19 protein-coding genes are annotated in these 24503 nt (G+C 69.5%); 10 read left to right on the top strand and 9 right to left on the bottom strand.

The genetic code is table 11. From position 1 onward, the window contains the following. The 3 genes from ASG04_RS17060 to ASG04_RS17330 are packed head-to-tail and all read left to right on the top strand — an operon-like array spanning position 1 to position 3240. Positions 1-1221 carry a DNA cytosine methyltransferase gene (locus tag ASG04_RS17060; RefSeq protein ID WP_082517872.1) on the top strand — a complete coding sequence of 407 codons (1221 nt, stop codon included), beginning with the start codon at positions 1-3 and terminating at the stop codon, positions 1219-1221. Next, complete coding sequence (locus tag ASG04_RS17335) at positions 1203-2336, top strand: hypothetical protein (RefSeq protein ID WP_156463566.1); 1134 nt, start codon at positions 1203-1205, stop codon at positions 2334-2336. Before ASG04_RS17060 ends, ASG04_RS17335 begins: the two co-directional genes overlap by 19 nt. Then, a complete protein-coding gene (locus ASG04_RS17330; protein WP_156463565.1) occupies positions 2326-3240 on the top strand; it encodes a hypothetical protein in 915 nt (304 codons plus the stop codon). Before ASG04_RS17335 ends, ASG04_RS17330 begins: the two co-directional genes overlap by 11 nt. Positions 3241-3260: 20 nt before the next feature. On the opposite strand, the gene ASG04_RS07115 is transcribed toward ASG04_RS17330, so the two are convergent. The 4 genes from ASG04_RS07115 to valS form a co-directional block, all read right to left on the bottom strand. Beyond that, positions 3261-5285 (bottom strand): M3 family metallopeptidase, encoded by a 2025-nt coding sequence (locus ASG04_RS07115; protein ID WP_056121892.1) that lies wholly within the window; start codon positions 5283-5285, stop codon positions 3261-3263. A 47-nt stretch (positions 5286-5332) separates the two neighbouring features. Further along, entirely contained in the window at positions 5333-5914 is a 582-nt protein-coding gene (locus tag ASG04_RS07110) for a TetR/AcrR family transcriptional regulator (protein ID WP_056121890.1), read from the bottom strand. A 106-nt stretch (positions 5915-6020) separates the two neighbouring features. Next, the gene (locus ASG04_RS07105) at positions 6021-6272 is read right to left on the bottom strand and encodes a hypothetical protein (protein WP_082517871.1); all 252 of its coding nucleotides are present in this window, start codon (positions 6270-6272) and stop codon (positions 6021-6023) included. A 61-nt stretch (positions 6273-6333) separates the two neighbouring features. Then, a complete protein-coding gene (valS, locus tag ASG04_RS07100; RefSeq protein ID WP_056121887.1) occupies positions 6334-8928 on the bottom strand; it encodes a valine--tRNA ligase in 2595 nt (864 codons plus the stop codon). A 247-nt stretch (positions 8929-9175) separates the two neighbouring features. On the opposite strand from valS, the gene proP reads away from it, so the two are divergent. Further along, positions 9176-10729, top strand: coding sequence for a glycine betaine/L-proline transporter ProP (gene proP / locus ASG04_RS07095; protein ID WP_235515467.1), 1554 nt, complete (start codon positions 9176-9178; stop codon positions 10727-10729). Between the two features lie 106 nt (positions 10730-10835). Here the strand turns inward: proP and ASG04_RS07090 are convergent, their stop codons facing one another. Genes ASG04_RS07090 through ASG04_RS07075 form a run of 4 tightly spaced genes read right to left on the bottom strand, consistent with a single transcriptional unit; the run spans position 10836 to position 16127 of the window. Next, positions 10836-12557 carry an ATP-binding cassette domain-containing protein gene (locus ASG04_RS07090; protein ID WP_056121885.1) on the bottom strand — a complete coding sequence of 574 codons (1722 nt, stop codon included), beginning with the start codon at positions 12555-12557 and terminating at the stop codon, positions 10836-10838. Further along, positions 12554-13429, bottom strand: a complete 876-nt coding sequence (locus ASG04_RS07085; protein ID WP_056121883.1) for an ABC transporter permease — start codon at positions 13427-13429, stop codon at positions 12554-12556. Before ASG04_RS07085 ends, ASG04_RS07090 begins: the two co-directional genes overlap by 4 nt. Then, positions 13426-14469: an ABC transporter permease gene (locus tag ASG04_RS07080; protein ID WP_321164481.1), complete on the bottom strand. Its 1044-nt coding sequence runs from the start codon at positions 14467-14469 to the stop codon at positions 13426-13428. Before ASG04_RS07080 ends, ASG04_RS07085 begins: the two co-directional genes overlap by 4 nt. 26 nt (positions 14470-14495) lie before the next feature. Beyond that, positions 14496-16127 carry an ABC transporter substrate-binding protein gene (locus ASG04_RS07075; protein WP_082517870.1) on the bottom strand — a complete coding sequence of 544 codons (1632 nt, stop codon included), beginning with the start codon at positions 16125-16127 and terminating at the stop codon, positions 14496-14498. A 32-nt stretch (positions 16128-16159) separates the two neighbouring features. Between ASG04_RS07075 and ASG04_RS07070 the strand changes: the two genes are divergently transcribed. Together ASG04_RS07070 and ASG04_RS07065 are read left to right on the top strand one after the other, a co-directional pair. Continuing rightward, complete coding sequence (locus ASG04_RS07070) at positions 16160-16759, top strand: TetR family transcriptional regulator (protein WP_056121881.1); 600 nt, start codon at positions 16160-16162, stop codon at positions 16757-16759. 107 nt (positions 16760-16866) lie between these two features. Then, complete coding sequence (locus tag ASG04_RS07065) at positions 16867-17439, top strand: hypothetical protein (protein WP_156463564.1); 573 nt, start codon at positions 16867-16869, stop codon at positions 17437-17439. On the opposite strand, the gene ASG04_RS07060 is transcribed toward ASG04_RS07065, so the two are convergent. Further along, positions 17436-18464: a cation diffusion facilitator family transporter gene (locus ASG04_RS07060; protein WP_056121877.1), complete on the bottom strand. Its 1029-nt coding sequence runs from the start codon at positions 18462-18464 to the stop codon at positions 17436-17438. The genes ASG04_RS07065 and ASG04_RS07060 overlap by 4 nt on opposite strands. A gap of 242 nt (positions 18465-18706) precedes the next feature. Between ASG04_RS07060 and ileS the strand changes: the two genes are divergently transcribed. The 4 genes from ileS to ndk are packed head-to-tail and all read left to right on the top strand — an operon-like array spanning position 18707 to position 24310. Then, positions 18707-21970 carry an isoleucine--tRNA ligase gene (gene ileS / locus ASG04_RS07055; protein ID WP_056121875.1) on the top strand — a complete coding sequence of 1088 codons (3264 nt, stop codon included), beginning with the start codon at positions 18707-18709 and terminating at the stop codon, positions 21968-21970. Then, a complete protein-coding gene (locus ASG04_RS07050) occupies positions 21967-23442 on the top strand; it encodes a bifunctional folylpolyglutamate synthase/dihydrofolate synthase (RefSeq protein ID WP_082517868.1) in 1476 nt (491 codons plus the stop codon). Before ileS ends, ASG04_RS07050 begins: the two co-directional genes overlap by 4 nt. Beyond that, on the top strand, positions 23439-23852 hold the full coding sequence (locus ASG04_RS07045; protein ID WP_056121873.1) for a DUF4233 domain-containing protein: 414 nt from the start codon (positions 23439-23441) through the stop codon (positions 23850-23852). Before ASG04_RS07050 ends, ASG04_RS07045 begins: the two co-directional genes overlap by 4 nt. Before the next feature lie 38 nt (positions 23853-23890). Further along, entirely contained in the window at positions 23891-24310 is a 420-nt protein-coding gene (gene ndk / locus ASG04_RS07040; RefSeq protein WP_056121871.1) for a nucleoside-diphosphate kinase, read from the top strand. Positions 24311-24503: the final 193 nt, after the last annotated feature.

The raw sequence follows: 24503 nt of genomic DNA, 5'->3' as shown, positions 1-24503 counted from the left end.
GTGAAGAAGGGTCAGATGACAGCGCTCTCGCTTTTCAGCGGGGCAGGGGGCATGGACGTTGGCCTAGAGGCGGCGGGATTTCGCATCATTGGCGCGGTTGAGAAGGATGTGGTGGCTCGGAAGTCGCTCCTTCTCAATCGCCCCGGTGCGAATCTCCTTGGCAAACGAGGCGACGTTATCGAAGTGGCAGCGTCGCTCACGCCGGAGGACTTGGGACTAAACAGGGGCGACCTTGCGCTTATTTGTGGCGGACCGCCCTGTCAGCCGTTCTCAGCTGCCGCGCAGTGGGCAGCCAGTGGCAGAAAAGGCATGAGGGACCCGCGAGCTAAAACAGTCGACGCCACTATCGAACTCATTGATAAGTTCCTTCCTCGAGCTGTTCTGATGGAAAACGTGCTCGGCTTTGTTCAAGGCCAGCACTCCGCTTTAGACTATTTGAAGCAGGCGATGCTTAAAATTAGTCAGTCCAACGCGGTGACTTACTCAGTGAACTGGCGCCTCCTGAATGCTGCCGACTTTGGCGTTCCTCAGAATCGGCGTCGCGTCATTATTGTGATCTTGCGAGACGATGTTACCTTTGATTGGCCCGAGCCAACACATGGAGACAGGCCGATAACGGCCTTTGAGGCACTCAGCGACGTAACGCCTAAAGAAGTCCCTATCGCGGCCGGCAAATGGGCAAGTCTCCTTCCGTCGATCCCGGAAGGAAAGAACTATCTCTGGCTGACGAGTCGAGGTGAAGGGCCCGAGATTTTCGGCTACCGGACTCGGTACTGGAATTTCCTTCTGAAACTTGCCAGAGATTTACCGTCATGGACACTCTCCGCCTCGCCAGGGCCTTCTACCGGCCCATTTCATTGGGAGAACAGGCCCTTGGCGGTTGAAGAGCAGCTGCGGCTGCAGACTCTGCCCAAGGATTGGAAGCTCGAGGGGGACTATAGAGCCGCAACCCGTCAAATCGGTAACGCGACGCCATCGCTCCTTGCTGAACATCTAGGACGGCAACTCCTTCATGCTCTTTCCTTGCCAGGTCGCCAGGGGCAACTTGAGCTATCTGTTTCTCGAGACTCCGCTGTGACTCACCGGCCTTTACCTGTCGCGCCCGTCGCTGAGGTCTATCTCCCTTTAGTCGGACCAAAGTCGGCGCATGCAGGGGAAGGTAAGGGACCGGGTGCTCGCATGCTGAGTACGAACGACGAGGAATGGGCGGTATCAGCGTGAGCCAAAACGATGCGGATGGTCCTACCGCGGGGAAAATTGAGTACATTCCTGTCGATGAGTTGAATCTCGATCCAAATAACCCCCGACTACCGGAGGACTTGGTCGGCTCATCGCAGCCTCAGTTACTTGCGTGGCTGGTGGAGCAAGGTGCTCTGGAAGAGCTCGCGTCATCGATGGTCACGAATGGGTTTTTCGAACATGAACCTCTGGTTGTCATGCGAGCCGCCGGAATGCCGACTCTCGTGGTCGAGGGGAACCGTCGATTTGCCACATTGAGCTTGCTCTTGCAGCTGCCTGCGGCTCGGGAAGCGGACTTAAGTTTCGACTTCGAAGAGGCACCGACAGTCGCTAGTCTGAACGCGCTCCGCTCAGTTCCTTGTCTCGTCGTTTCGTCCGAGGAAGAGGTACGGAAGTTCCTGGGTTTCCGGCACATCGGGGGCTTGAAGACCTGGAGTCCGGAGGCCAAAGCGAGATATCTTGAAGCCGAGATCAGCCGGGCGGTATCGGAAGGCTCCAAGGCTCCCTTCAAGGACGTCGGGAAGCGGGTCGGAACCAACGCTCTCGGGGTGCGTGGGCCCTATCTTGCATTGCGCATCTTACGCTACGCGCAAGAAGAAACGACGCTCAGGGATCAAGCGAATTACGTCTTACGTGAGCGCTTCGGGGTCTGGAACCGCCTCTTGAACAGCCTTGAAGTGCGCTCCTATCTTCGAATCGAAGATTCACTTACGTACGAGGGTATTCAACGAACCCTAGGAACAGTGGACGTGGCAGCGCTAGCACGGGTTATTAGTGACCTTGTCCCCCGAGATGGTGCTACTCGGCCAGTTCTCAGGGATTCGCGGGACGCCACGCGGTATGGACGAGTCCTAGCAAGTGACGCGGCTAGGGCGACGCTGGTGGCAACCGATGATATTGGCTTGGCTTACCAGGTGGTCGACCGGGAGTCCTTGTCGAGTCGCCTGGCGAATCAGGCTAAGGCGATCGAGATCATTATCGCAGGCGTCGACTCTTTCGAGGTAACGCCGGAGGTTGTCTCTACCGCTCAGAGTCTTAGTAGTAGCGCGCGTTCGTTGCTGGTTATTCTGAGAGATCGGCTTGACGGTGACGATTGAACCAGACTCTGAACGGTATGGCTCGATGGAGCGGGCGTCGTTCTTTGCTGACTACGGCGAGCTGTTGGCGCTGAAGGGTGGAACTGTTAGGCGAGCGACGCTCGAAGACCTAATCGAAGATCTCGCGTCTCAGAAAAAAGAGATAGTTTTTGATCCTTCGAGAGACGAAGATGAAGAATGGACTTTCGAGCGTATCGCCGAGGATGCTTGGTCTTGTCTGCAGGATCGCGCGAGTGAACTGGACGATCTCTACCCGTTCGACGTCGCGGCCGCTACTCTGCGACTCAAGCCAGGCATTGATCCAACCCAGTATGCGTATGTTGGACTTCTCGCTGTAACTATCTCCCATGCGTTCTCGTTAAGTCGCCCGAATGAAGTAGAAAACTTATTTGAAATTCTGGTGACCGAGGCGTTACAATCAGCAGGATTGCGTGCTGAGTCGCTAGGAGAAATAGCACGTACGTCCTCAAACTTTGACCAAACGCTTGCTGAACTTGGTCGTCGGCTCGGTATTGCTACGACGTCCCGGGGCGTTCACCATCGCGTCGGAGCCAAAGATGAGGACGTTGATATTGTTGCCGAGCTATTGTTCGGGTTTCCTCGTGAGACTCGATGGTTTTATGTCGGCCAGGTGACGTGCGGAAAGAGCGATACATGGCGTTATAAGGCCACTGAACCTAGCTTGTCTGACTGGAAGTCTTTCTTAGGTGACTTGGTTGAGCCGGTGGGCTTCTTAGCCGTTCCTCATCATATGGAGTCTTCTGCGCTGGGGTACGTTGCAGGCGCAGGCAGGCGCCTGCTGGACCGCCTGCACCTCACGAAGCACCTTTCGTCTCCAGGAACGAGGGTCGGGGAAGTTATAGCAGCTGTGATGGCGTCGGAAACGCAGTCAATGGGTGTATGAATATTGAAGGTTCTAGGGGCTTACTCCAGCCCGCGGCGGCGCAGCAGCGGTCCGACCTCGGCGTCGCGCCCGCGGAACCCGCGGAAGGCCTCGATCGGGTCCTGCGCGCCGCCGACGCCGAGCACCATCGTGGCGAAGCGACGCCCGGCGGCCCGGTCGAGTCCGCCGTGGTCGCGGAACCACTCCACCGTGTCGGCGTCCAGGACCTCGCTCCAGATGTAGCCGTAGTAGCCGGCGTCGTAGCCGCCCGAGAACGTGTGGGCGAAGTACGTCGACGAGTAGCGCGGCGGGACGGCGACGACGTCGATGCCCGCGTCGGCCAGCGCCTGGCGTTCGAACGCCTCGACGTCGGTGACCGCATCGGCTCCGGCCTTCGACAACCGGTGCCAGGCCTGGTCGAGCAGCGCCGCGGCGAGGTACTCCGTGGTGGAGAACCCCTCGTTGAAGCCCGCGGAGTCGCTCAGACCGAGGACGAGCTCGGGCGGCATCGACGCACCGGTCTCGTGGTGCTTGGCGTAGTTCGCGAGCACCTCGGGCCACGACACCCACATCTCGTTCACCTGGCTCGGGAACTCGACGAAGTCCCGCTCGACGTTCGTGCCGGAGAACCGCGGGTACGTGGTGCGGGCGATGAGACCGTGCAGCGCGTGCCCGAACTCGTGGAACAGCGTCTCGACCTCGTCCTGGATCAACAGCGTCGTCGAGCCCGCTGCGGGCTTGGCAACATTGAGGTTGTTCACGACGACCGGCAGCGTCCCCATCAGGGCGGACTGCTCGACGATCGGGTTCATCCACGCGCCACCGCGCTTGCCGTCCCGCGTGTACAGGTCGAGCAGGTACAGGCCGACCGGGGCGTCCTCTTCGTCGGTGACCTCGAACACGCGGACCTCGTCGTTGTACCCGTGCAGGTCCGGGCGCTCGGCGAACTTCAGCCCGTAGAGCGCATTGGCGGCGAAGAACACCCCGTCGTGCAGCACCCGGTCGGCCTCGAGGTAGGGGCGAGTGGCCGAGGCGTCTGCCGCGAACTGCTCCCCGCGCAGGATCTCGGTCGCGTAGGCCCAGTCCCATGACTCGACGTCGTACCCGACGGTGCGGGACCGGACCGCGCGCTCGTCGTCGGCATTCGCGGCTGCTGCCGGCACCAGGGACGACAGCAGACCGTCGACCGCCTCGGGGGTCTTGGCGGTCTCGTCCGCGGTGACGACGGCGGCGTGGTTCGGGAACCCGAGCAGTTCGGCGCGCTCGGCACGCAGCCGGACGATGCGCAGGAGCACGTCGCGGTTGTCGTGCTCGTTGCCGCGGCGGCCGCGGGACAGCGACGCGCGCATGATCCGCTCGCGCAGTCCCCGGTCGGCCAGGGACGACAACCACGGGTGTCCCGTGTAGAGCGGCAGCGTGATGAGCCAGCCCTCGAGCCCGCGGTCCGTGGCGGCACCGGCCGCGGCGGACTTGGCACCGTCGTCGAGCCCGACCAGCTCCCGCTCGTCCGTGACGTGCACGGCCAGGTCGTTCGTCTCGTCGAGCAGGTTGCGTTCGAACGTGGTGGTCAGTGTCGAGAGCTCCTGGTTGATCGCGGTGAGGCGCTCCTTGCCCGCGTCGTCCAGCCCGGCGCCCGCCAGCGTCATCTCGGTGGCGGTGCGCTCGACCAGCCGGAGGTCCTCGCCCGTGAGCCCCGCCTCGGCCGCGCCGTCGAGCACCGCCCGGACGCGCGCGTACAGGCGGGAGTCGAGCGTGATCGCGTCGCGGTGGGCGGCCAGCAGCGGGGAGACCTCGGCCTCGAGGTCGTGGAGCTCGGGCGTCGAGTCCGCCGAGGACAGGGTGAAGAACACCATGCTCACCCGGGTCAACAGCTGGCCGGAGCGTTCGAGCGCCACGAGGGTGTTCTCGAAGGTCGGGGCGTCCGGGTTCGTGGCGATCGCCTCGACCTCGGCCCGCTGCTCGGCCATGCCGGCGTCGAACGCCGGGCGGTGGTGCTCGAGCCGGACCTGGTCGAACGGGGGGAGTGCGTACGGGAGCGTGCTCGGTGCATCGAACGGCGTCGTCATCACACCACCCTAGGACGCCGCCCTGGCAGCGGCAGCGGGGACGGGCGCTACCGCGTCGCGGCGTCGATCAGCGTCGCCGCCGCTCGGCGGGCGTGCCGAGCGGGCGCGGTGTCCCCGGCGATCGCGGCGGTGGTCTGCGCGCCCTCGGCCAGCAGGGCCAGCTGCGCGGCGAGCTCCTCGGCCAGCGAAGGGTCGTCCACCGCCTGTGACGTCAGCCCGGCGACGAAGCGCTGGAAGGACTCCTTGTGGTCGCGCGCGATGGCGGCGACCGCCGGCGAGGTCGCGCCGAGCTCACCGAACGCGTTGATGAACCCGCAGCCTCGGAAGGTGTCGTCACCGAACCACGACTCGAGGAAGTCGTACATCGCCAGCAGCTTGTCCCGCGGAGTGGTGGCCGCGTCGACCGCCTGGGCGATGCCGTGCTCCCAGAACTCGTGCCGCCCGGTCAGCACCGCGGCGATCAGCTGGTCCTTGCCCGGGAACGCCGCGTACAGCTTCTTGAGCGAGACCCCTGCCCCGGTGCGGATCTCGTCCATCCCGACGGTCTGGATGCCCCGGGCGTAGAAGAGCTCGTCGGCGACGTCGACGATGTGCGCCCGGGTGTCCGGTGTGACCGTTCCCGCTGCCATCGTCCGTCCCCTTCTGCTCGTCCCCACCACACCCGTGCCGGGAACGGTGGTTCTCCAGTGTACGACAGGACCGGGGTGCGCAGCAGGGGCGGGGCGGACCGAGCGGTCAGTCCTCTTCGGCCGCGTCGTCCGGGTTCGTCACCTGGGCGCGGCCGGCGTCGTCGAGGTGGATCGACGTGCCGTCGTCGAGCTCGACGCGCGGCTTGCCCTCGAGGTAGGTCAGCGTCCAGCCCCACGCCGCCGTGTCGACCGACTCGGCGGACAGCTCGTCCTCGACCTGTCGCACCGCGACCACCAGGGCCTCGTCGAGCCGTGACGGTGCCACGGCACCGACGTTCCATCGTGTGCCCAACTGCATCCGAGCCTCCTGGCCGTGTGGGGTGACGCCCCGCCGGATCGTGCCGGCGGGGCGGGTGGGACTAGGCCGGCTGCTCGGCCAGCTCGATCTCGACGACCGCGAGCTCCGGGCCGTCGACGAACGACAGGTCCTGGATCCGGCCGACGGCCGCCAGGTCGACCGCGGCGCGCTCGACGAGTTGCCGCGTCTGGGCCGGCGCGGCCACGACGGCGCGCGTGACCGGCGTCTTCTGCGAGGCCTTGGCGGCGGTCTTCGCGCCACGGATCCCGATGAGCGCCTGGCCGACGGCGGCGAGCAGGCCGGTCTCCGACGCGTCGACCGGCAGCTCGGCCGCGGTCGGCCACGCCGCGCGGTGCACGCTGGTGTCGTGGGTCCAGGCCCACACCTCTTCGGTGGCGAACGGGAGGAACGGTGCCAGCAGGCGCAGCAGCGCGTCGATCGCAGCGCGCAGCGCCAGGACCGCACTCGCCTGGGTCTCGTGCGTCGCGTCCGGCGCGGTGCCGTAGGCGCGCTCCTTGACGAGCTCGAGGTAGTCGTCGCAGAACGTCCAGAAGAAGCGCTCGGTGACCTCGAGGGCGCGGGCGTGGTCGTAGGCCTCGAACGCCGCGGTGGCCTGGTCGATGGTCGACCCGAGCGCCGCGAGCATGTCGACGTCGAGCGCCTCGGTCACCCGGCTGGCGCCCTCGGGCAGCGGGAAGCCGTGCACGAACTTCGCCGCGTTGAGCACCTTGATCGCCAGACGACGACCGACCTTGATCTGCTTCGGGTTCTGCGGGTCGAACGCCGCGTCGGTGCCCAGCTTGGACGATGCCGCCCAGTAGCGGACCGCGTCGGCACCGTGCTGCTCGAGGACCGACATCGGCGTGACGACGTTGCCCTTCGACTTCGACATCTTCTTGCGGTCGGGGTCGACGATGAAGCCGGAGATGCTGGCGTGCTTCCACGGCACTTGCGTCGCTTCGAGCTGGCTGCGGAGCACGGTGGTGAACAGCCACGTGCGGATGATGTCCTGCGCCTGCGGGCGGACGTCGTACGGGTAGACCAGGCCGTAGAGCTCCGGGTCGGTCTCCCACTTGCCCGCCAGCTGGGGGGTCAACGACGAGGTGGCCCAGGTGTCCATGACGTCGAGCTCGCCCTGGAAGCCACCGGGGACGCCGCGCTGGTCGGCGGAGTACCCCGGTGCCGGCTCGGACGACGGGTCGACGGGGAGCTGCGCCTCGGTCGGGACGATCGGCTGGTCGAACACCGGGTTGCCGTCGGCGTCGAGCGGGTACCAGACCGGGATCGGCACACCGAAGAAGCGCTGGCGCGAGATGAGCCAGTCGCCGGACAGGCCGCCGACCCAGTTGTCGTAGCGGACGCGCATGAAGTCGGGGTGGAAGCCGATCTCCTGGCCGCGCTGGCGCAGGGTGGCCTTGAGCTGTTCGTCGCGGGCACCGTTGACGATGTACCACTGGCGGGTCGAGACGATCTCGAGCGGCTTGTCGCCCTTCTCGAAGAACTTCACCGGGTGCTGGATGGTCTTCACGTCGCCCACCAGTTCACCGGACTCGGTCAGGGCGTCCACGACGACCTTCTTGGCGGAGAACACGGTCTTGCCGGCCATCTCGGCGTACAGCTCCTGGCCGCGCGACGACTCGATCCACGTCGGCGCGTCGGAGCGCACGCGCCCGTCGAACCCGATCACCGCGCGGTTCGGCAGCTGCAGCTCGCGCCACCAGACGACGTCGGTCGTGTCACCGAAGGTGCAGACCATCGCGATGCCGGCGCCCTTGTCCTTCTGGGCCAGGTGGTGTGCGAGCACCGGGACCTCGACGTCGAACAGGGGGGAGCGGACGGTGGTGCCGAACAGGTCCTGGAAGCGCTCGTCGTCCGGGTGTGCGACCAGGGCCACGCACGCCGGGAGCAGCTCGGGACGGGTGGTCTGGATGACGACGTCGCCCTGGCCGTCCGTTCGGTGGAACGCGATGCCGTGGTAGGCGCCCGGCATGTCCTTGTCCTCGAGCTCAGCCTGGGCGACCGCGGTCCGGAACGTGACGTCCCAGAGCGTCGGGGCGTCGGCCTGGTAGGCCTCGCCGCGCTCGAGGTTGCGCAGGAACGCCCGCTGGGCGCTCGCGCGGGAGGTGGCGTCGATCGTGCGGTACGACTGCGTCCAGTCGACGGACAGGCCGAGTGTGCGGAAGAGCTCCTCGAACTGCTGCTCGTCCTGCACGGTCAGCTGGTCGCACAGCTCGATGAAGTTGCGCCGCGAGATCGGCAGCTGGTCGGCGGCCTTGCTCGACTTGCCGTCGCCGCCCTCGAACGGCGGCGTGAAGTCGGGGTCGTAGGGGAGCGACGGGTCGCAGCGGACGCCGTAGTAGTTCTGCACGCGGCGCTCGGTGGGGAGACCGTTGTCGTCCCAGCCCATCGGGTAGAAGACGTGCTTGCCGCGCATGCGCTCGAACCGGGCCTTGAGGTCGGTGTGCGTGTACGAGAACACGTGGCCGATGTGCAGGGAGCCCGAGGCGGTGGGGGGCGGGGTGTCGATCGAGTACACGGCGTCGCGGTGTCCGGCGGCGTCGCGGTCGAAGCGGTAGGTGCCCTGCGCTTCCCAGACCGGTCCCCAGACCTGCTCGAGTCCGTCCACCGTGGGCTTGTCGGGCATGGGCTTGGTCATGGCTGCGCCTTTCGATCGGTATGTGCGGCACCGAGTCCGTGATGAGGTGCCTGAGTGTCCACGCGTGACACGTGGTGCCACCGATCGTACCGGTTCCGACGACTCCCAGACAGTGGCCGCTGGAGCGCTCCACTGGGGACCTGCTAGTCTGTCGGGGTTTGTCCGGCGAGCGCGAGCTCGTGGGGAGCTGCAACGTCGCCGTCCCGTCGGACGCCCGAAGGACGCTCAGCACACCGGAGGAACACCCGTGACACCCAGCAACGCACCGAAGACGCACGGCGATCGCCCGCTGCGCACGAAGCGCGCCGCCGAGCGCGCCCGCAGGAAGATGACGAGCGACGACGTCACCGTCGTCGAGGAGTCGCTCCTCAAGCGCGCCGTCGCCGCCGCCGCCCTCGGCAACGCGATGGAGTGGTTCGACTTCGGCATCTTCGCCTACCTGACGGTCACGATCTCCCAGGTCTTCCTGCCGCAGGGCGACCCGGCGTCGAACATCGTCGCGACGTTCGGCTTCTTCGCCGCCGCGTTCATCGTGCGCCCGATCGGCGGTGCGGTCTTCGGGCCCATCGGCGACCGGATCGGCCGCCAGAAGGTCCTCGCGCTCACGATGATCCTGATGGCCGCGGGCACGCTCATGATCGGCCTGATCCCGTCGTATGACACGATCGGGTTCTGGGCGCCGGTGCTGCTGCTGGTGGCCCGGTTCGTGCAGGGCTTCTCCACCGGCGGTGAGTACGGCGGGGCCGCGACCTTCATCGCCGAGTACTCACCGGACAAGCGCCGCGGGTTCATGGGCTCGTGGCTGGAGTTCGGCACGCTCGCCGGCTACGTGCTCGGTGCCTCGATCGTGACCGGCCTGCAGTTCGGCCTGTCCGAGGACGCCCTGCTCAGCTGGGGCTGGCGCATCCCGTTCATCGTCGCCGGTCCGCTCGGCCTGATCGGCCTGTACCTGCGGCTCAAGCTCGAGGAGACCCCGGCCTTCCAGAAGCAGCAGGAGCAGGCGGCCGAGCGCGAGTCGCAGAAGACGCCCTTCCTCAAGCTCTTCGCCGAGAACTGGCGTGCGCTCGTCATCTGCATCGGCCTGGTCCTGGTCTTCAACGTGACCGACTACATGCTCCTGTCGTACATGCCGACCTACCTCGAGCAGAACCTCGGGCAGAACGCCACGTTCGGCCTGATCCTCATCGTCATCGTGATGATCCTGATGATGGTCGTCATCACGTTCGGGGGCCGGCTGTCCGACCGCTTCGGCCGTCGCCCGGTGCTCGCCGCCGGCTGCATCGGCTTCTTCCTGTTCTCGTGGCCCGCGCTGCAGCTCGTGCAGACCGGCACCGGGGTCGGGGTGTTCTTCGGCCTGCTCATCCTCGGCGTCGTGCTCGTCACCTTCACCTCGACCATGCCCTCGACGCTGCCGGCGCTGTTCCCGACGATCATCCGCTACGGCGCCCTGGCCATCGCGTTCAACGTGTCGGTCTCGCTGTTCGGTGGCACGACCCCGCTCGCGACGGCGGCGCTCATCAACGGTGCCAAGGACGCCGGCTTCGGCTGGGCCGAGGACATCCCCGCGTTCTACCTGATGGCGGCAGCCGTGATCGGGCTCGTCGCGGTGTACTTCACCAAGGAGACCGCGTCGGCACCGCTCATGGGTTCCGGTCCGACCGTCGCGTCCGAGGAAGAGGTCGCCCAGGTCATCGACGAGTACAACGACCCGTCGTCCGAGTTCGCGCAGTCGGACTGGGCGAAGGAGTTCTCGACCAGCGAGATCCCGGTCGTCGCTGCTGACGGCCCCCAGAAGGGCTGACGGGAGGCCCCGCTCACCACGTCGAGACGCCGCCCTGCCCGCGAGACACCGCGGTGCAGGGCGGCGTCTCGCGTCCGCAGGGGTGTCTCGCCTGGGCAGCCGCGTCTCACCCGCGCGGGCCGGCCGTCAGCCGCTCTGCCGCCCGCAGCAGCGCGATGGTCACCGGGTGCTCCGGGTGCGCGAAGACCCGCGCAGCCGGGCCGTGCTCGACGGCGACACCCGCGTCGACCACGAGCACGTCGTCCGCCATCCGCCGGACGGCCCGCAGGTCGTGCGACACGAAGACCATCGCCACCCCGGTGTCGTCGCGGAGCCGTTCGAGCAGCGTCAGCACCGCGTCCTGGACCGTCGCGTCGAGGGCGGTCACGGGCTCGTCGAGCACCAGCACGTCGGGCGAGGTCGCCAGCGCCCGGGCGATCGCCAGTCGCTGCCGCTGCCCACCCGACAGCGTGCCGGGGGACCGCCCGCGCAGCGCGGGGTCGAGGTCGACCTGGCGGAGCGCCGCGTCGACGCGGGGGCCGAGCGAGCCCGTCGCCCGGCGGGCACCGCCGTCCGACATCGCGTCGGCGAGCACCCGTTCGACGCTCCACCGTTCGTCGAAGGTCGCGCCGGGGTCCTGCACGACGGCTGCGATCCGACCTCGTCGCGAACGGCGGTCGCGCTCGGGCAGGGGCGCCCACGGAGTCCCGTCGAGCGCGACCGAGCCGGTGTCGGGCGTCTCGAGGCCGAGCAGCATCCGCGCGACGGTGGTCTTGCCCGACCCGGACGCTCCGACGACGCCGAGCACCCGACCGGGGCCGAGGCCGAACGACACCCCGGCCACCACCTCGGTACCGTCGTACGCCTTGTGCAGGTCGTCGGCCGCGAGCGCCGACCTCGCACCGTGCGAGGTTGTGCCTCCGTGCGAGGTTCCCTCCATGGTGCGAGGCTCGGACCCTGCCACCGTGCATGGAACCTCGCACCATGCGTCGGCCGGCTCGTCGGGGGGCGCACCGTGCGAGGTTGCACCCGCTCCCGCTCCCGCTCTCGCTCCCGCACCCGCTCCCGCTCCCGCACCCGCACCCGACCCCGCGGCCGCGACGAGCGCCCGGGTCACCGGGTGCGACGGCGCCCGCAGCACCTCGGACACCGTCCCCTGCTCGATGACCCGTCCGGCGTCGAGCACCACCGCCCGGTCGGCCCACCCGGCGACGAGCCCCAGGTCGTGCGTCACGACGAGCAGCCCCGCGCCGCGCTCCTGGGCCCGTCGGAGCTGGTCCATCACGCGCACCGCGACCCCCGCGTCGAGCGCCGTCGTCGGTTCGTCCGCGACGACGAGCGACGGCGAACCGACGGTCGCGGCGGCGATCAGTGCACGCTGCCGCATCCCCCCTGACAGCGTGCCCGCGAGGCGTCCGTCCGACGCGATCGCCGGGTCGAGCCCGACGTCGGCGAGCGCGGCGCGAACGGCGTCCACGCGTTCGTGCGCGCGCATCTCGGTGTGCAGCCGCAGGACGTCACCGACCTCGCGCCCGACGGGACGCAGCGGGTCCAGCGCGCCCAGGGCCTCCTGGCCGACGTACCCGACCCGCGAGCCGCGCACCGAACGCCACCGACGTTCGGAGAAGGCGCGGGCGTCGAGGCCGGCGACCTCGAGCCGGTCGGCCCGGACGACCGCCCCGGTGGCCGACAGGCCGAGCAGTGCCCGCACGGTGACGCTCTTGCCCGACCCGGAGGCGCCGACGAGCGCGACGCACTCGCCGGCGTCGACGCGCAGGTCGACGTCGGTGACGAGCGGCGTGCCGTCGATCGCGACGCGGAGCCCGCGGACGTCGAGGACCGCGCTCACCGCAGGGCTCCGGTCCGCCGCAGGGCACGGCCGAGCACCGTGACGGCGGTCGCGAGCACGACGATCGCCAGTCCCGGGAACGCGCTCATCCACGGGGCGGTCTGCAGGTAGGTGCGGCCGTCGGCGAGCATCGCACCCCACTCCGGTGCGGGCGGCGGCGTCCCGACGCCGAGGTAGCTCAGCGCCGACGCCCACACGACGGCCTGGCCGACCCCGAGCGTCCCGACGGCGACGACCGGCCAGAGTGCGGCGGGCAGGACGTGCCGGACCACGATGCGGGCCGGCGCCCGGCCCTGCAGGACGGCGGTCTCGACCACCTGCGAGCCGCGTGCGGAGCGCACCAGGCCGCGGACGATGCGGGCGTAGCCGGGGGCGGTCGCGAACCCGACGGCGAGCATCGCGGGAACCGGTCCCGGACCGGTCACGGCGATCACGACCAGCGCGACGAGCAGCAGGGGCAGTGCGAAGGCGACCTCGGTGACGCGGCCGATGACGGCGTCCAGGAACCGACCGCCGAGTCCGGCGACGACGCCGAGCACCACGCCGACACCGCCGCCGACCAGCGTCGCGACGACGCCGACGACCAGGCTCGCGCGGGTGCCGGCGACGACCCGGGCCAGGACGTCGCGGCCGGACTCGTCGGTGCCGAACGGATGCCCGGCCCCGGGCGGAAGCAGCGCATCGGCGGGGTGCACGGCGAGCGGGGCGCCACCGCCGAGCGCGTCCGGCCAGATCGCCGCGACGACGGCGAGCGCGACGACGGCGGCGGCGACCGTGCCGGCCACGCCGAGCCCGCGGGCACGACCCCGTGCGGTCGCCGCGCTCGTGGACGACGTGCCGGCCTGGAGGCTCGGTTCGGCGATCCCGCTCATCGCACGTCCGTCCCGGGGCCGGTCGTCGGACGGTGCGGCACCCGCGGCCGGGTCACCGCTGCGCGACGGGCCTGGCGGGGGTCGACCACGCGTTCGACCAGGTCGGCGACCGCGAGCACGACGACGTACGCCGCCGCGGACACGAGCGCGATGCCCGCGACGAGGGGCATGTCCCGCTGCGCGACGGCGCTGACGAGGGCGCGCCCGATGCCGGGGAGCGCGAAGACCGACTCGACGACGACGGCTCCGGACACCAGCGAGCCGAAGGCCCACGCGGACAGGGCGATCCCGGGCAGGGCCGCGTGTCGCAGCAGGTGCCGGCCGAACACCCCCGCGCGGGTCTCGCCCCGTCCGCGCGCCGCGAGCGCGAAGGCGGACCGCTGTGCGTCGACCACGCCGTCGCGGACGGTCTCGGCGAGGTAGCCGGCGACGGGGACCGCGACGGTGAGCACCGGCAGCACCCAACCGCGCACGGTGCCGTCGCTGACTGCCGGCACCCAGCCGAGGGAACTCGCGAACACCACGATGAGCACGCTGCCCAGCCAGAAGTGCGGCATGACGCTGGCGGTGACGCTCAGCGCCGACGTCAGTGCTGCCGCGATCCGGCCCCGCTGCGTCGACCACCACGCGGCGACGAGGGCGAGCGCCCAGGCGACGACGAGCCCGGCGACGGCGAGGGTCAGGGTGACGGGGAGCTGTTGCGCCAGGAGCGTGGCGACGGGGGTGCGGAACGCGTAGGAGTCGCCGAGCTGCCCGGTCGCCAGGCGTCCGAGGAAGACGGCGTACTGGGCGATGACCGGCTGGTCGAAGCCGTACTCCAGGCGGACTCGGGCGACGGCGTCGGGGGAGGCCTGGGAGCCCGGGCCACCGAGCACCGCGAGCGCCGGGTCCCCGGGGATCAGCCGGATCGCGACGAAGACGATCGTCGCGACCGCCCACAGCACCCCGATGCCGCCGAGGGCGCGGCGGAGCACCCACAGCGTCCAGCCGGACCACCCGGCGGACCACCCGGCGGACCGCCGGGTGCGCGTCGGGGTCACACCGGGCCTCCTGGTCGTGCTGGACGTCAGCGGTCGATCCACGCCGTGCCGAACCACGGCGTGGAGACGGCGGTGGTCCGGATGCCGTGGACGGACGAGCGGTACAGGAAGTGGTTCTGCTGGTCGTAGAGCGGCAGCACGGTCCGCGACTCGAGGATCCGCCGCTGCGCCTGCTGGTACAGGTCGCCGCGTGCGGAGCGGTCCGCGGTCTGGGCGGCCTGCTGCAGCAGGGCGTCGACCTCGGGGTCGTCGAGCTGCGCCAGGTTCGCGAAGTACCCCGACGGTGCCGGCGTGATGCTGGCGCTGTCGTACAGGATGCGGAGCACGTCGGCGCCGACCTTGGTGTACGGGGCGCTGACGACGTCGTACTGGTTCTTCGCCAGTGCGGCGTACCAGCTGGACAGGTCGAGTTCCTCGAGCTGGACCTTGATGCCGACCTCTGCCTCGGAGGCCTGGATCTGCTGGAACAGGCTGCGCTCGGCCGGAACCGACTGGTTCGTCGACACCGGGAAGGTGACGGTGAGCTGCTGGCCGTCCTTGACGCGGATGCCGTCGGAGCCGACCTTCCAGCCGGCGTCGTCGAGCAGCTGCTTCGCGGTGCTCGGGCTGTACGCGAACAGCGACTTGTCCGAGTACCCGAATGGCTCGACGCTCGACAGCAGCGAGTACGAGCGCTTCGCGGTGCCGAGGAACAGCGACCGGATGCCCGGGTCGATCTGGGCGCCGGCGATGAAGGCCTTGCGGACCGCTTCGTCGCGGAAGACCCCGTGGCCGGAGTTCAGCTCGAGTCGGTTGGATGCGCCGGGTCGGGGTGCGTCGAGGTCGCGGATGGCGGCCTTCGACGACGCGGCCTTGAGCTGGTCGGGCTGGGCGTTGTCGATGACGTCGACCTGGCCGGACTGCAGGGCGGCGTACCGCGAGGTGGAGTCGGGCAGGAACCGCCAACTGATGCCGGACAGCCGCGGCTCGGTCGTTCCCCAGTACTTCGTGTTCCTGACGAGGGTGACGCGGTCGCCGTGCTTCCAGTCCGTGATGCGGAACGGGCCGGTGCCGACGGGGGACTCGCAGTTGGCGGCCTGGGTGCGCTGCAGGGCCTTCGGGGACTCCATGCCGACCCACGGCTGCGAGAAGGACTCGAGCAGGGCGCTGTCGGGCCGGCTGAGCGACAGGGTGACGGTGTGGTCGTCGGTCGCGGTCGCCTTGTCGATCGACTGGAGCGCAAGGTAGCCCGTGCTCGACGCCGTCGCCGGGTCCTGCACGTGCTCGATGTTCGCCACGACGGCGGACGCGTCGAACGGGGTGCCGTCGGTGAAGGTGACGTCGTCCCGCAGCGTGAAGGTGAGGGTCGTGCCGTCGTCGCTCGTGGTCCACTTGGTCGCGAGCGACGGGGTGGGCTTGCCGTCGTCCAGCCCGACCAGCTCGTCGATGTACTGCGTCGAGAGCAGCGCCTGCGGGTAGTTGCCCCCGACGTGCGGGTCGAGGCACGTGGGCTCGGCGTCGCCCGAGGCGTAGGTCAGCGTGCCGCCGGAGACCGGCGTGCTGGCGGCGGTGCTCGTGCCACCGCCGGTGCAGGCGGTGAGGGCGACGAGGAGCGCTGTGGCCCCCGTGATGCTGCCGGCGATGCGCGCGCGACGTTTCTGTACTCGGTCCAAGATCATGGCTGGTCGAGTCTAGCGGTTGAATGGGGACCATGGACGAACCGATCCGCCGCGGGGGACGGCCGCGCCGCTCGAGTGCCGAGGTGCTCGCGGACGCTGCCGCCGAGCTCTTCCTCGAGCAGGGGTACGCACGCACCACGGTGGACCAGATCGCCGTGCGCGCGGGTGTCAGCCGTGCCACGTTCTTCAACTACTTCCCGGCGAAGTCCGACGTGATGTGGCTCGAGCTCGACGCCGCCGTCGGGGCGCTCCCGCAGCTGTTGGCGGGGTCGACCGAGTCCTCGGCGGTCCGTGCGGTCGAGGACGCGCTGCTCGACGCCGCACGGGCCCACGACCCGGACCGGGTTCCGTGGGCGATCGCGCAGGCCGAGGTGATGGGGATCGGGCAGGAGCTCGTCGCCAGCGTCGCGGCACGGGTGACGGCGCAGCACGCGGCAGTCGCGGCGTTCGTGGCCAGGCGGACCGGGGAGCACGCCGGGGCGCTGTGGCCGCAGACGGTCGCCGGCGCGATGCTCGGGGCGGCGGCCGCCGCGTTCGGGGTCTGGGTGACGGACGGGGTGTCGCGACGGCCGCTCGTCGAGTACGTCGGGGCGGCGCTGACCCCGGTGGTGGCGGGGCTCGACGCGCGCTGAGCCGTTGGGCTGCCCCGCGCACTGCGGGTTCCCCCCGGTGTCGCGGGGTGCCTGCTAGGTTCGCGGTGCGCCGTCCAGTGGGGGAGGCGCTGACGAACCGGGGGACCATGTCCGACACGCCTGCGCAGAACCAGCCGAACCAGCCGAACGGGCAGCCGGCCGGACAGCCGCCGTACCAGCAGCCGCCGTTCCAGCCGGGCGGACAGCCGCCGTACCAGCAGCAGCCGGCGGGGCAGCCGCCGTTCCAGCCGTCCCCGCCGCCGCAGCAGCCCCGGGGGCGGCGCGTGCTCATCTCCCTGGTCGGCATCGTCGTCGCGGTCATCGTCGCAGTGCTCGTCCGCCAGGGGTTCAACGCCGCCTTCGGCGAGTCCAAGCAGGACATCGTCAACGAGGGCGTCAAGCAGATCCGCGAGCAGTCGGACCTGCCGAAGCAGGTCGACTCCGTCACCACGTGGACGGGTGTGTCCGCCGAGGACGGCACGATCCACTACCGCTACACGGTGCAGGCGGACCCGTCGCAGCTCGACGAGGGCGCCCTGCACGACAGCGTGCTGCAGCAGCTGTGCGCGACCACCGAGACCAAGAAGCTGCTGGACCGCGACATCGCGATGCGGTACTCCTACGGGTTCGACGGGTCCAGCAAGAAGGTCGACATGACGTTCACGAAGGCGGACTGCTAGGCCCGGAGCGTCCCGGCGCCGCCGGATGCGACGTCCTCGACCGTGCCGTCGCGCACGGTTTCGGGGACGTGGTCGTCGGTGGGGACCAGCGCGGTGTCGTCGGGGTAGCTCAGCGTCAGCACCGCTTCCTCGATGTACTGGCTGTCCTCGAGCGACTTCTCGACGTCCCGAAGTCGGACCGCCACATGTGACTCGTCCTCGTTGCCGGTCAGGTCGACGGCGGCGACCAGGTAGACCTTCGACGGGCCGACGAACTCCAGGTGCAGGTACGTCACGCGCTCGATCTGCTTGCGCGAGAGCAGCTCGACGAGCACCGCGTTCTCGAGCTCGGGCGAGGTGCTCTCGCCGACCAGGAACCGGCGGTTGCGGTCGATGAGGATGACCGCGACGACGCCCAGCAGCACGCCGACCGCGATCGACCCGATCGCGTCGAAGACGGCCAGGCCGGTGAGCTGGTGCAGGAAGACGCCCAGGAAGGCGATGACCAGGCCGACCAGCGCGGCGGCGTCCTCGGCGAAGACGGCGCGCAGGGTCGGGTTCGAGGACTGCAGCACGTGCCGGAGCACGGGCACCTTCCGCTTCGTCGCCGCGCCGTGCGCCTGCCGGTACGCCTGCAGGAAGCTCGTGCCCTCGAGGCAGAAGGACAGCGCCAGCACGATGTAGTTGAGCAGGACGTCCTCGGCGGGTCCGGTCTCGCCGAGCTCGGAGATGCCGTGGTAGATCGAAACGATCGCGCCGGCGGTGAACAGACCGAACGCGGCGAACATCGACCAGATGTAGGTCTCACGACCGTACCCGAGCGGGTGTGCCACGTCCCGCTTCTTGGCACCGCGACGCTCGGCGATGAGCAGGAAGACCTCGTTGCCGGTGTCCGCCCACGAGTGCGCTGCCTCGGCCACCATCGACGCGGACCCGGACAGGAGCGCGGCGATCGACTTCGCGATGGCGACGAGCAGGTTCGCGCCGAAGGCGATGACGACGGTGAGCAAGGACTCGGGACGGTCCTGCTGTTCAGACGAGGGCATTCCTCCAGCATGCTCCCGATGGGTAGACTCGGGACCAACAGACGTCGATCCGGCCATCACCGGGGAGTCTCCGGAAGAACGCGGCACGTCTTGACGGGCCGTCAGTAGAACCGGACGGGTTCGGGACCGTCACCACCCCGACGACGAGCGGTCACTCCGGCAACCCGGGGCGGCAAGCGAGGTGGTACCGCGGAGCAGTGCTCCGTCCTCGTGGAGAGCAACCGAACCCACAGGAGCAACCGGTGCGATACCCACTTCATCGTGATGCAGACGACGCTGCCGGCGTCACCCCGTCGCCGTCCTTCCCCGCGGTCGAGCAGGGGATCCTCGCCTTCTGGAAGGGCGACGACACGTTCCAGGCGTCGATCGACGCTCGCCAGGGCTGCGACGAGTGGGTCTTCTACGACGGTCCGCCGTTCGCCAACGGTCTGCCGCACTACGGCCACCTGCTGACCGGCTACGCCAAGGACGTCTTCCCGCGCTACCAGACCATGCGCGGCAAGCAGGTCCACCGCCGCTTCGGCTGGGACACGCACGGGCTCCCCGCCGAACTCGAGGCGATGCGCCAGCTCGGCATCACCGAGAAGCACGAGATCGACGAGATGGGCGTCGACGTCTTCAACGCCGCCGCCAAGAAGTCGGTGCTGCAGTACACCGACGAGTGGCAGCAGTACGTCACACGCCAGGCACGCTGGGTCGACTTCGAGGACGACTACAAGACCCTCGACGTCACCTACATGGAGAGCGTGCTCTGGGCGTGGAAGCAGCTCTGGGACAAGGGGCTGGCGTACGAGGGCTTCCGGGTCCTGCCGTACTGCTGGAACGACCAGACCCCGCTGTCCAACCACGAGCTGCGCATGGACGACGACGTCTACCAGATGCGTCAGGACCAGTCCGTCACGGTCTCGTTCCCGCTGCGGGGCGCGCGCGCTGCGGAGCTCGGGCTCGACGGCGTGCGTGCGCTCGCCTGGACGACCACCCCGTGGACGCTGCCGACGAACGCCGCCCTGGCGGTCGGCCCTGCGGTCGCGTACGTGGTGCTGCCGGCCGGTCCAGGAGGTTCGGCTGACGGTGCCGACGCCGGCTCGGTCTCGTACATGCTGGCTGCGGACACCGTGGCCGCGTACGCCAAGGACCTCGGCTACGCGTCGCCGGACGACGCCGTCGCGGCGGTCACCCGCACGCTCGTCGGGACTGAACTCGACGGCGTCGAGTACGAGCGCCTGTTCGACTTCCTGGCCGACGCCGAGGGAATGGAGAACGCCTGGCAGATCCTGGTGGCCGACTACGTCGAGACCGGCGAGGGCACCGGCATCGTGCACCAGGCCCCGGCCTACGGCGCCGACGACCAAGAGGTCTGCGCCGCCGCGGGCATCCCCGTCGTGCTCTCGCTCGACGAGGGCGGGGTGTTCACGTCGCAGTTCCCGCTCGTCGCCGGGCAGCTGTGGTCCGATGCCAACAAGCCGCTGACCAAGGCCGTCCGCGACGCCGGGCGGCTGCTGCGCCAGGCCTCGTACGAGCACAGCTACCCGCACTGCTGGCGCTGCCGCAAACCCCTCATCTACAAGGCCGTCTCGTCCTGGTTCGTCCGGGTCACCGAGTTCCGCGACCGGATGGGCGAGCTCAACCAGGACATCAACTGGGTGCCGGACAACGTCAAGGACGGCCAGTTCGGCAAGTGGGTCGGCAACGCGATCGACTGGTCGGTGTCACGCAACCGGTACTTCGGCACCCCGATCCCGGTGTGGGTCTCCGACGACCCGGAACACCCGCGCACCGACGTGTACGGCTCGCTCGCCGAGATCGAGCGCGACTTCGGACGCCTGCCGGTGAACGCCGACGGAGAGGTCGACCTGCACCGTCCCTTCATCGACGAGCTCTCGCGACCCAACCCGGACGACCCCACGGGTGCGTCGACGATGCGCCGCATCTCCGACGTGTTCGACGTCTGGTTCGACTCCGGGTCGATGCCGTACGCCCAGGTGCACTACCCGTTCGAGAACCGCGAGTGGTTCGACACCCACAGTCCGGCTGACTTCATCGTCGAGTACATCGGGCAGACCCGCGGCTGGTTCTACGTCATGCACGCGCTGTCCACGGCGCTGTTCGACCGGCCGGCGTTCACGAACGTGGTCAGCCACGGCATCGTGCTCGGCTCCGACGGACAGAAGATGTCCAAGTCGCTCCGGAACTACCCGGACGTCTCCGAGGTGTTCGACCGCGACGGCGCCGATGCGATGCGTTGGTTCCTGATGTCCTCGTCGGTGATCCGCGGCGGCAACCTCGTCGTCACCGAAGAGGGGATCCGGCAGGGCGTCCGCGAGTTCCTGCTGCCGTTCTGGTCGACGTACTACTTCTTCACGCTGTACGCGAATGCGTCCGGGCCCGAGGGCCACCAGGCGTCCCGCCGCACGGACTCGACCGACGTGCTCGACCGGTACCTGCTCGCGAAGACCCGCCTGCTCGTCACCGACGTCACGACGCACCTCGACGCACTCGACACCCCGCTGGCAGCCCAGGCCATCCGCGACTTCGCCGACGTGCTGACCAACTGGTACGTCCGCCGGTCCCGCGACAAGTTCTGGCTCGGCGCGGCGTCGTCGGAATCGGCGAGGGCCGCGTTCGACACCCTGTACACCGCGCTCGAGACCCTGGCGCGGGTGGCCGCGCCGCTCGCACCGCTGGTCTCGGAAGAGGTCTGGAAGGGCCTGACCGGCGGGCGGAGCGTGCACCTGACGGACTTCCCGAGCGCGGACGAGTTCCCCGCCGACGACGCCCTCGTCGCCGCGATGGACCGGGTGCGCGACGTCGCCTCGAAGGGGCTCGCGCTCCGCAAGGCCACGGGCAAGCGCGTCCGGCTGCCGCTGGCGACCCTGACGCTCGTCGTGCCGGACACCGCAGCCGTCGAGCCGTTCGTGGACATCCTCCGCGACGAGCTCAACGTCAAGCGGGTCGTCCTCGAACCCCAGGCCGAGGAGTCCCTGGCGCAGTACGGCATCGAGCGGAAGCTCGCCGTCAACGCCCGTGCCGCCGGTCCGCGCATCGGGAAGGCCGTCCAGCAGGTCATCCCCGCCGCCAAGCGCGGCGACTGGGTCGCGACCGAGTCCGGGGTGACCGTCGGCGGCATCGACCTGGTCGAGGGTGAGTACACGCTCGACCTCACCGTGGCCGACGCGTCGACGGCCGTGGCGTTCCTCGACGGGGGTGGCTTCGTGGTGCTCGACACCGACACCACGCCCGAGCTCGAGGCCGAGGGGCTCGCCCGCGACGTCGTCCGCGCCGTCCAGCAGGCCCGCCGCGACGCCGACCTCGACGTCAGCGACCGCATCGTGTTGACGCTGGGCACCGACGAGGGTGCCGCGGACGCGGTCCGCACCCACCGCGAGCTGATCGCCGGGGAGACCCTGGCGACGACCGTCGACGTGGTCCCCACCACGTTCGGCAAGGACGAGGGCACCGCCGTCGGCGACGGAGCCAAGGTGACTGTGGAGGTGGCACGCGCATGAGCGACCGTGACGACAACGACCCGTTCGACCCCTTCGACGCGGCCGGTCCCGCCGCGGACGGCATCGAGATCCCGGTGGGCCCACCCGCCGATGCCGACCCGATCGAGGCCGTGCCCTTCGGTGGTGACGACGCCGAGGTCAAGCGGGTGGAGGCCGCGCTCTACGCCCGCATCGGCGAGCAGTCGCCCGAGCACCGCCTGACCGCCACGCGTCGCGCCGTCGAGCTCCTCGGCGACCCGCACCTCGCGTACCCGGTGATCCACCTGACGGGCACGAACGGCAAGACCTCGACGGCGCGGATGACCGAGAGCATCATCCGCGCGCACGGGCTGCGGACCGGGCTCATGACGAGCCCGCACCTGGTGTCGATCCGCGAACGGATCGTCATCGACGGCCAGCCCATCGCACCGGACCGCTTCGTCGAGAACTGGGACGACATCACGCCGATCCTGGCCATGACGGACAAGGAGCTCACCGACAAGGGCGAGCTCCCGCTGACGTTCTTCGAGGCGCTGACCGTCCTGGCGCTCGCGTGCTTCGCCGAGGCGCCCGTCGACGTCGCCGTGATCGAGGTCGGCATGGGCGGCGAGTGGGACTCCACCAACGTCGTGCAGAGCCAGGTGCAGGTGTTCACCCCGATCGCGATCGACCACGCCAAGCAGCTCGGCAACACCGTCGCCGAGATCGCCCGCACCAAGTCGGGGATCATCAAGCCGTCGTCGGCCGTCGTGTCGAGCGCGCAGGTCCCCGAGGCGCTCGCCGAACTCGAGCGGGCGGCCGAGCTCACCGAGTCGTCGCTCGCCGTCGAGGGCACCGGGTTCAGCCTGATCGACGTCACCCCGGCCGTCGGCGGGCAGCTCGTCACCGTGCAGGGCGTCGCCGGTCGCTACGACGACCTGTTCCTGCCGCTGTTCGGCGCACACCAGGCCCACAACGCCGCCGTCGCGATCGCCGCGGTCGAGTCGTTCATCGGTCGGGGCGCGCAGCCGCTCGACCAGGACGTCCTCAGCGAGGGCCTCGCCGGTGCCACCAGCCCGGGTCGGCTGCAGCCCATCGCGCAGGACCCGACCGTGGTCGTCGACGCCGCGCACAACCCGCACGGCGCCAGGGCGTTGGCCGACGCGCTGCCCGTCGCGTTCCCCTCCGGACACGTGGTCGGTGTCGTCGGGATCCTCGCCGACAAGGACGCCCGGGGCTTCGTCCGAGCGCTGAAGGACACCGTCGCGACGTTCGTCGTGACGCAGCCGCCGGGGGAGCGCGCCCTCGACGCCGACACGTTCGCCCGGGTCGTCGTCGACGAGGTGGGCAACGACCGCGTGGTCGTCGAGCCGTCGCTGGCACAGGCCCTGTCGGAAGCGCGCGACCTGGTGGACGAGGCCGAGGCGGACGACGCCATGGTGCTCGTCGCCGGCTCCATCGTGATGGTGGGCGCGGTCATGGACCTGGTCCACACCGAGGGGGAGTCGAAGTGACGGACGGACCACGGGCCTCCCGTCCGGGTCGCACGCCCCGGACCCGCCGTCCGCGACGCGACCGCGGGGCCCGCGAGAGCCTGCTGTCGATCACGCTCGTCCTCGAGGCGATCATGTTCTTCTTCCCGATGCTCGTCGTGTTCGGCAAGCACACGCTGCCGGCCGGTGTCGCCTTCGGCGGCGGGCTCGCGGCGATCGTCGTGCTGGCGCTGGCGTCGCGCCTGACCGGTACGCGAGCCGGTGTAGGGTTCGGATGGCTGCTGCAGGCGGCCATCCTCGCCACCGGCTTCATCGAGCCGTTCATGGTCGTGGTGGGCCTGGTGTTCCTGGCGCTGTGGGTGTTCTGCTTCGTCAAGGGCGGGCAGCTCGACCGTCAGAACGCCGCCCGCCGAGCCGCTGCCGGCGACTGATCCGAATCCACCCCTCCAGAACCTCAGGGAGCACCGCTGTGTCCGACTTCGAAGAGACCCTCGTCCTCGTCAAGCCCGACGGCGTCGCCCGCCAGCTCACCGGTGAGATCCTGCGCCGGATCGAGGCCAAGGGCTACGAGATCGTCGACCTGAAGATGCTGACCGCGCCGCGCGACCTGCTCGACGCGCACTACGAGGAGCACCAGGGCAAGCCGTTCTTCGAACCGCTGGTCGAGTTCATGCAGTCCGGCCCGGTCGTCGCCGTGCGCGTCGCCGGCAACGCGGCGATCGCGGGCTTCCGCTCGCTCGCCGGCACCACCGACCCGACGGGCGCCGCGCCCGGCACCATCCGCGGTGACCTCGGCCGCGACTGGGGCCTCAAGGTCCAGCAGAACCTGGTGCACGGCTCGGACAGCCCCGAGTCCGCCGCGCGCGAGCTCGGCCTCTGGTTCGCCTGAGCGGTCGCCGCGCCTGACGGCGCTCGCGCTCGCTGCTGCGCTCCCGCGCAACCGAAAGCGCCNNNNGTGACCACGTGGCGCGGGGCGCTTTCCGTTGTGCGAGCGGCGGCGGGCCGCCGCCGCGGGCCGCTGCCGCGGCGCACGCTGCCTCGCACCCCTGCGCCGACGTCGCGCCCCCCGCAGGACGGGGCGC

This window comes from Curtobacterium sp. Leaf183 (assembly GCF_001424385.1).
In the GTDB taxonomy this organism is placed as follows: Bacteria; Actinomycetota; Actinomycetes; order Actinomycetales; family Microbacteriaceae; genus Curtobacterium.
The sequence above is the reverse complement of the archived record's forward strand: the minus strand, read 5'-3'. Positions and strand labels throughout refer to the sequence as shown.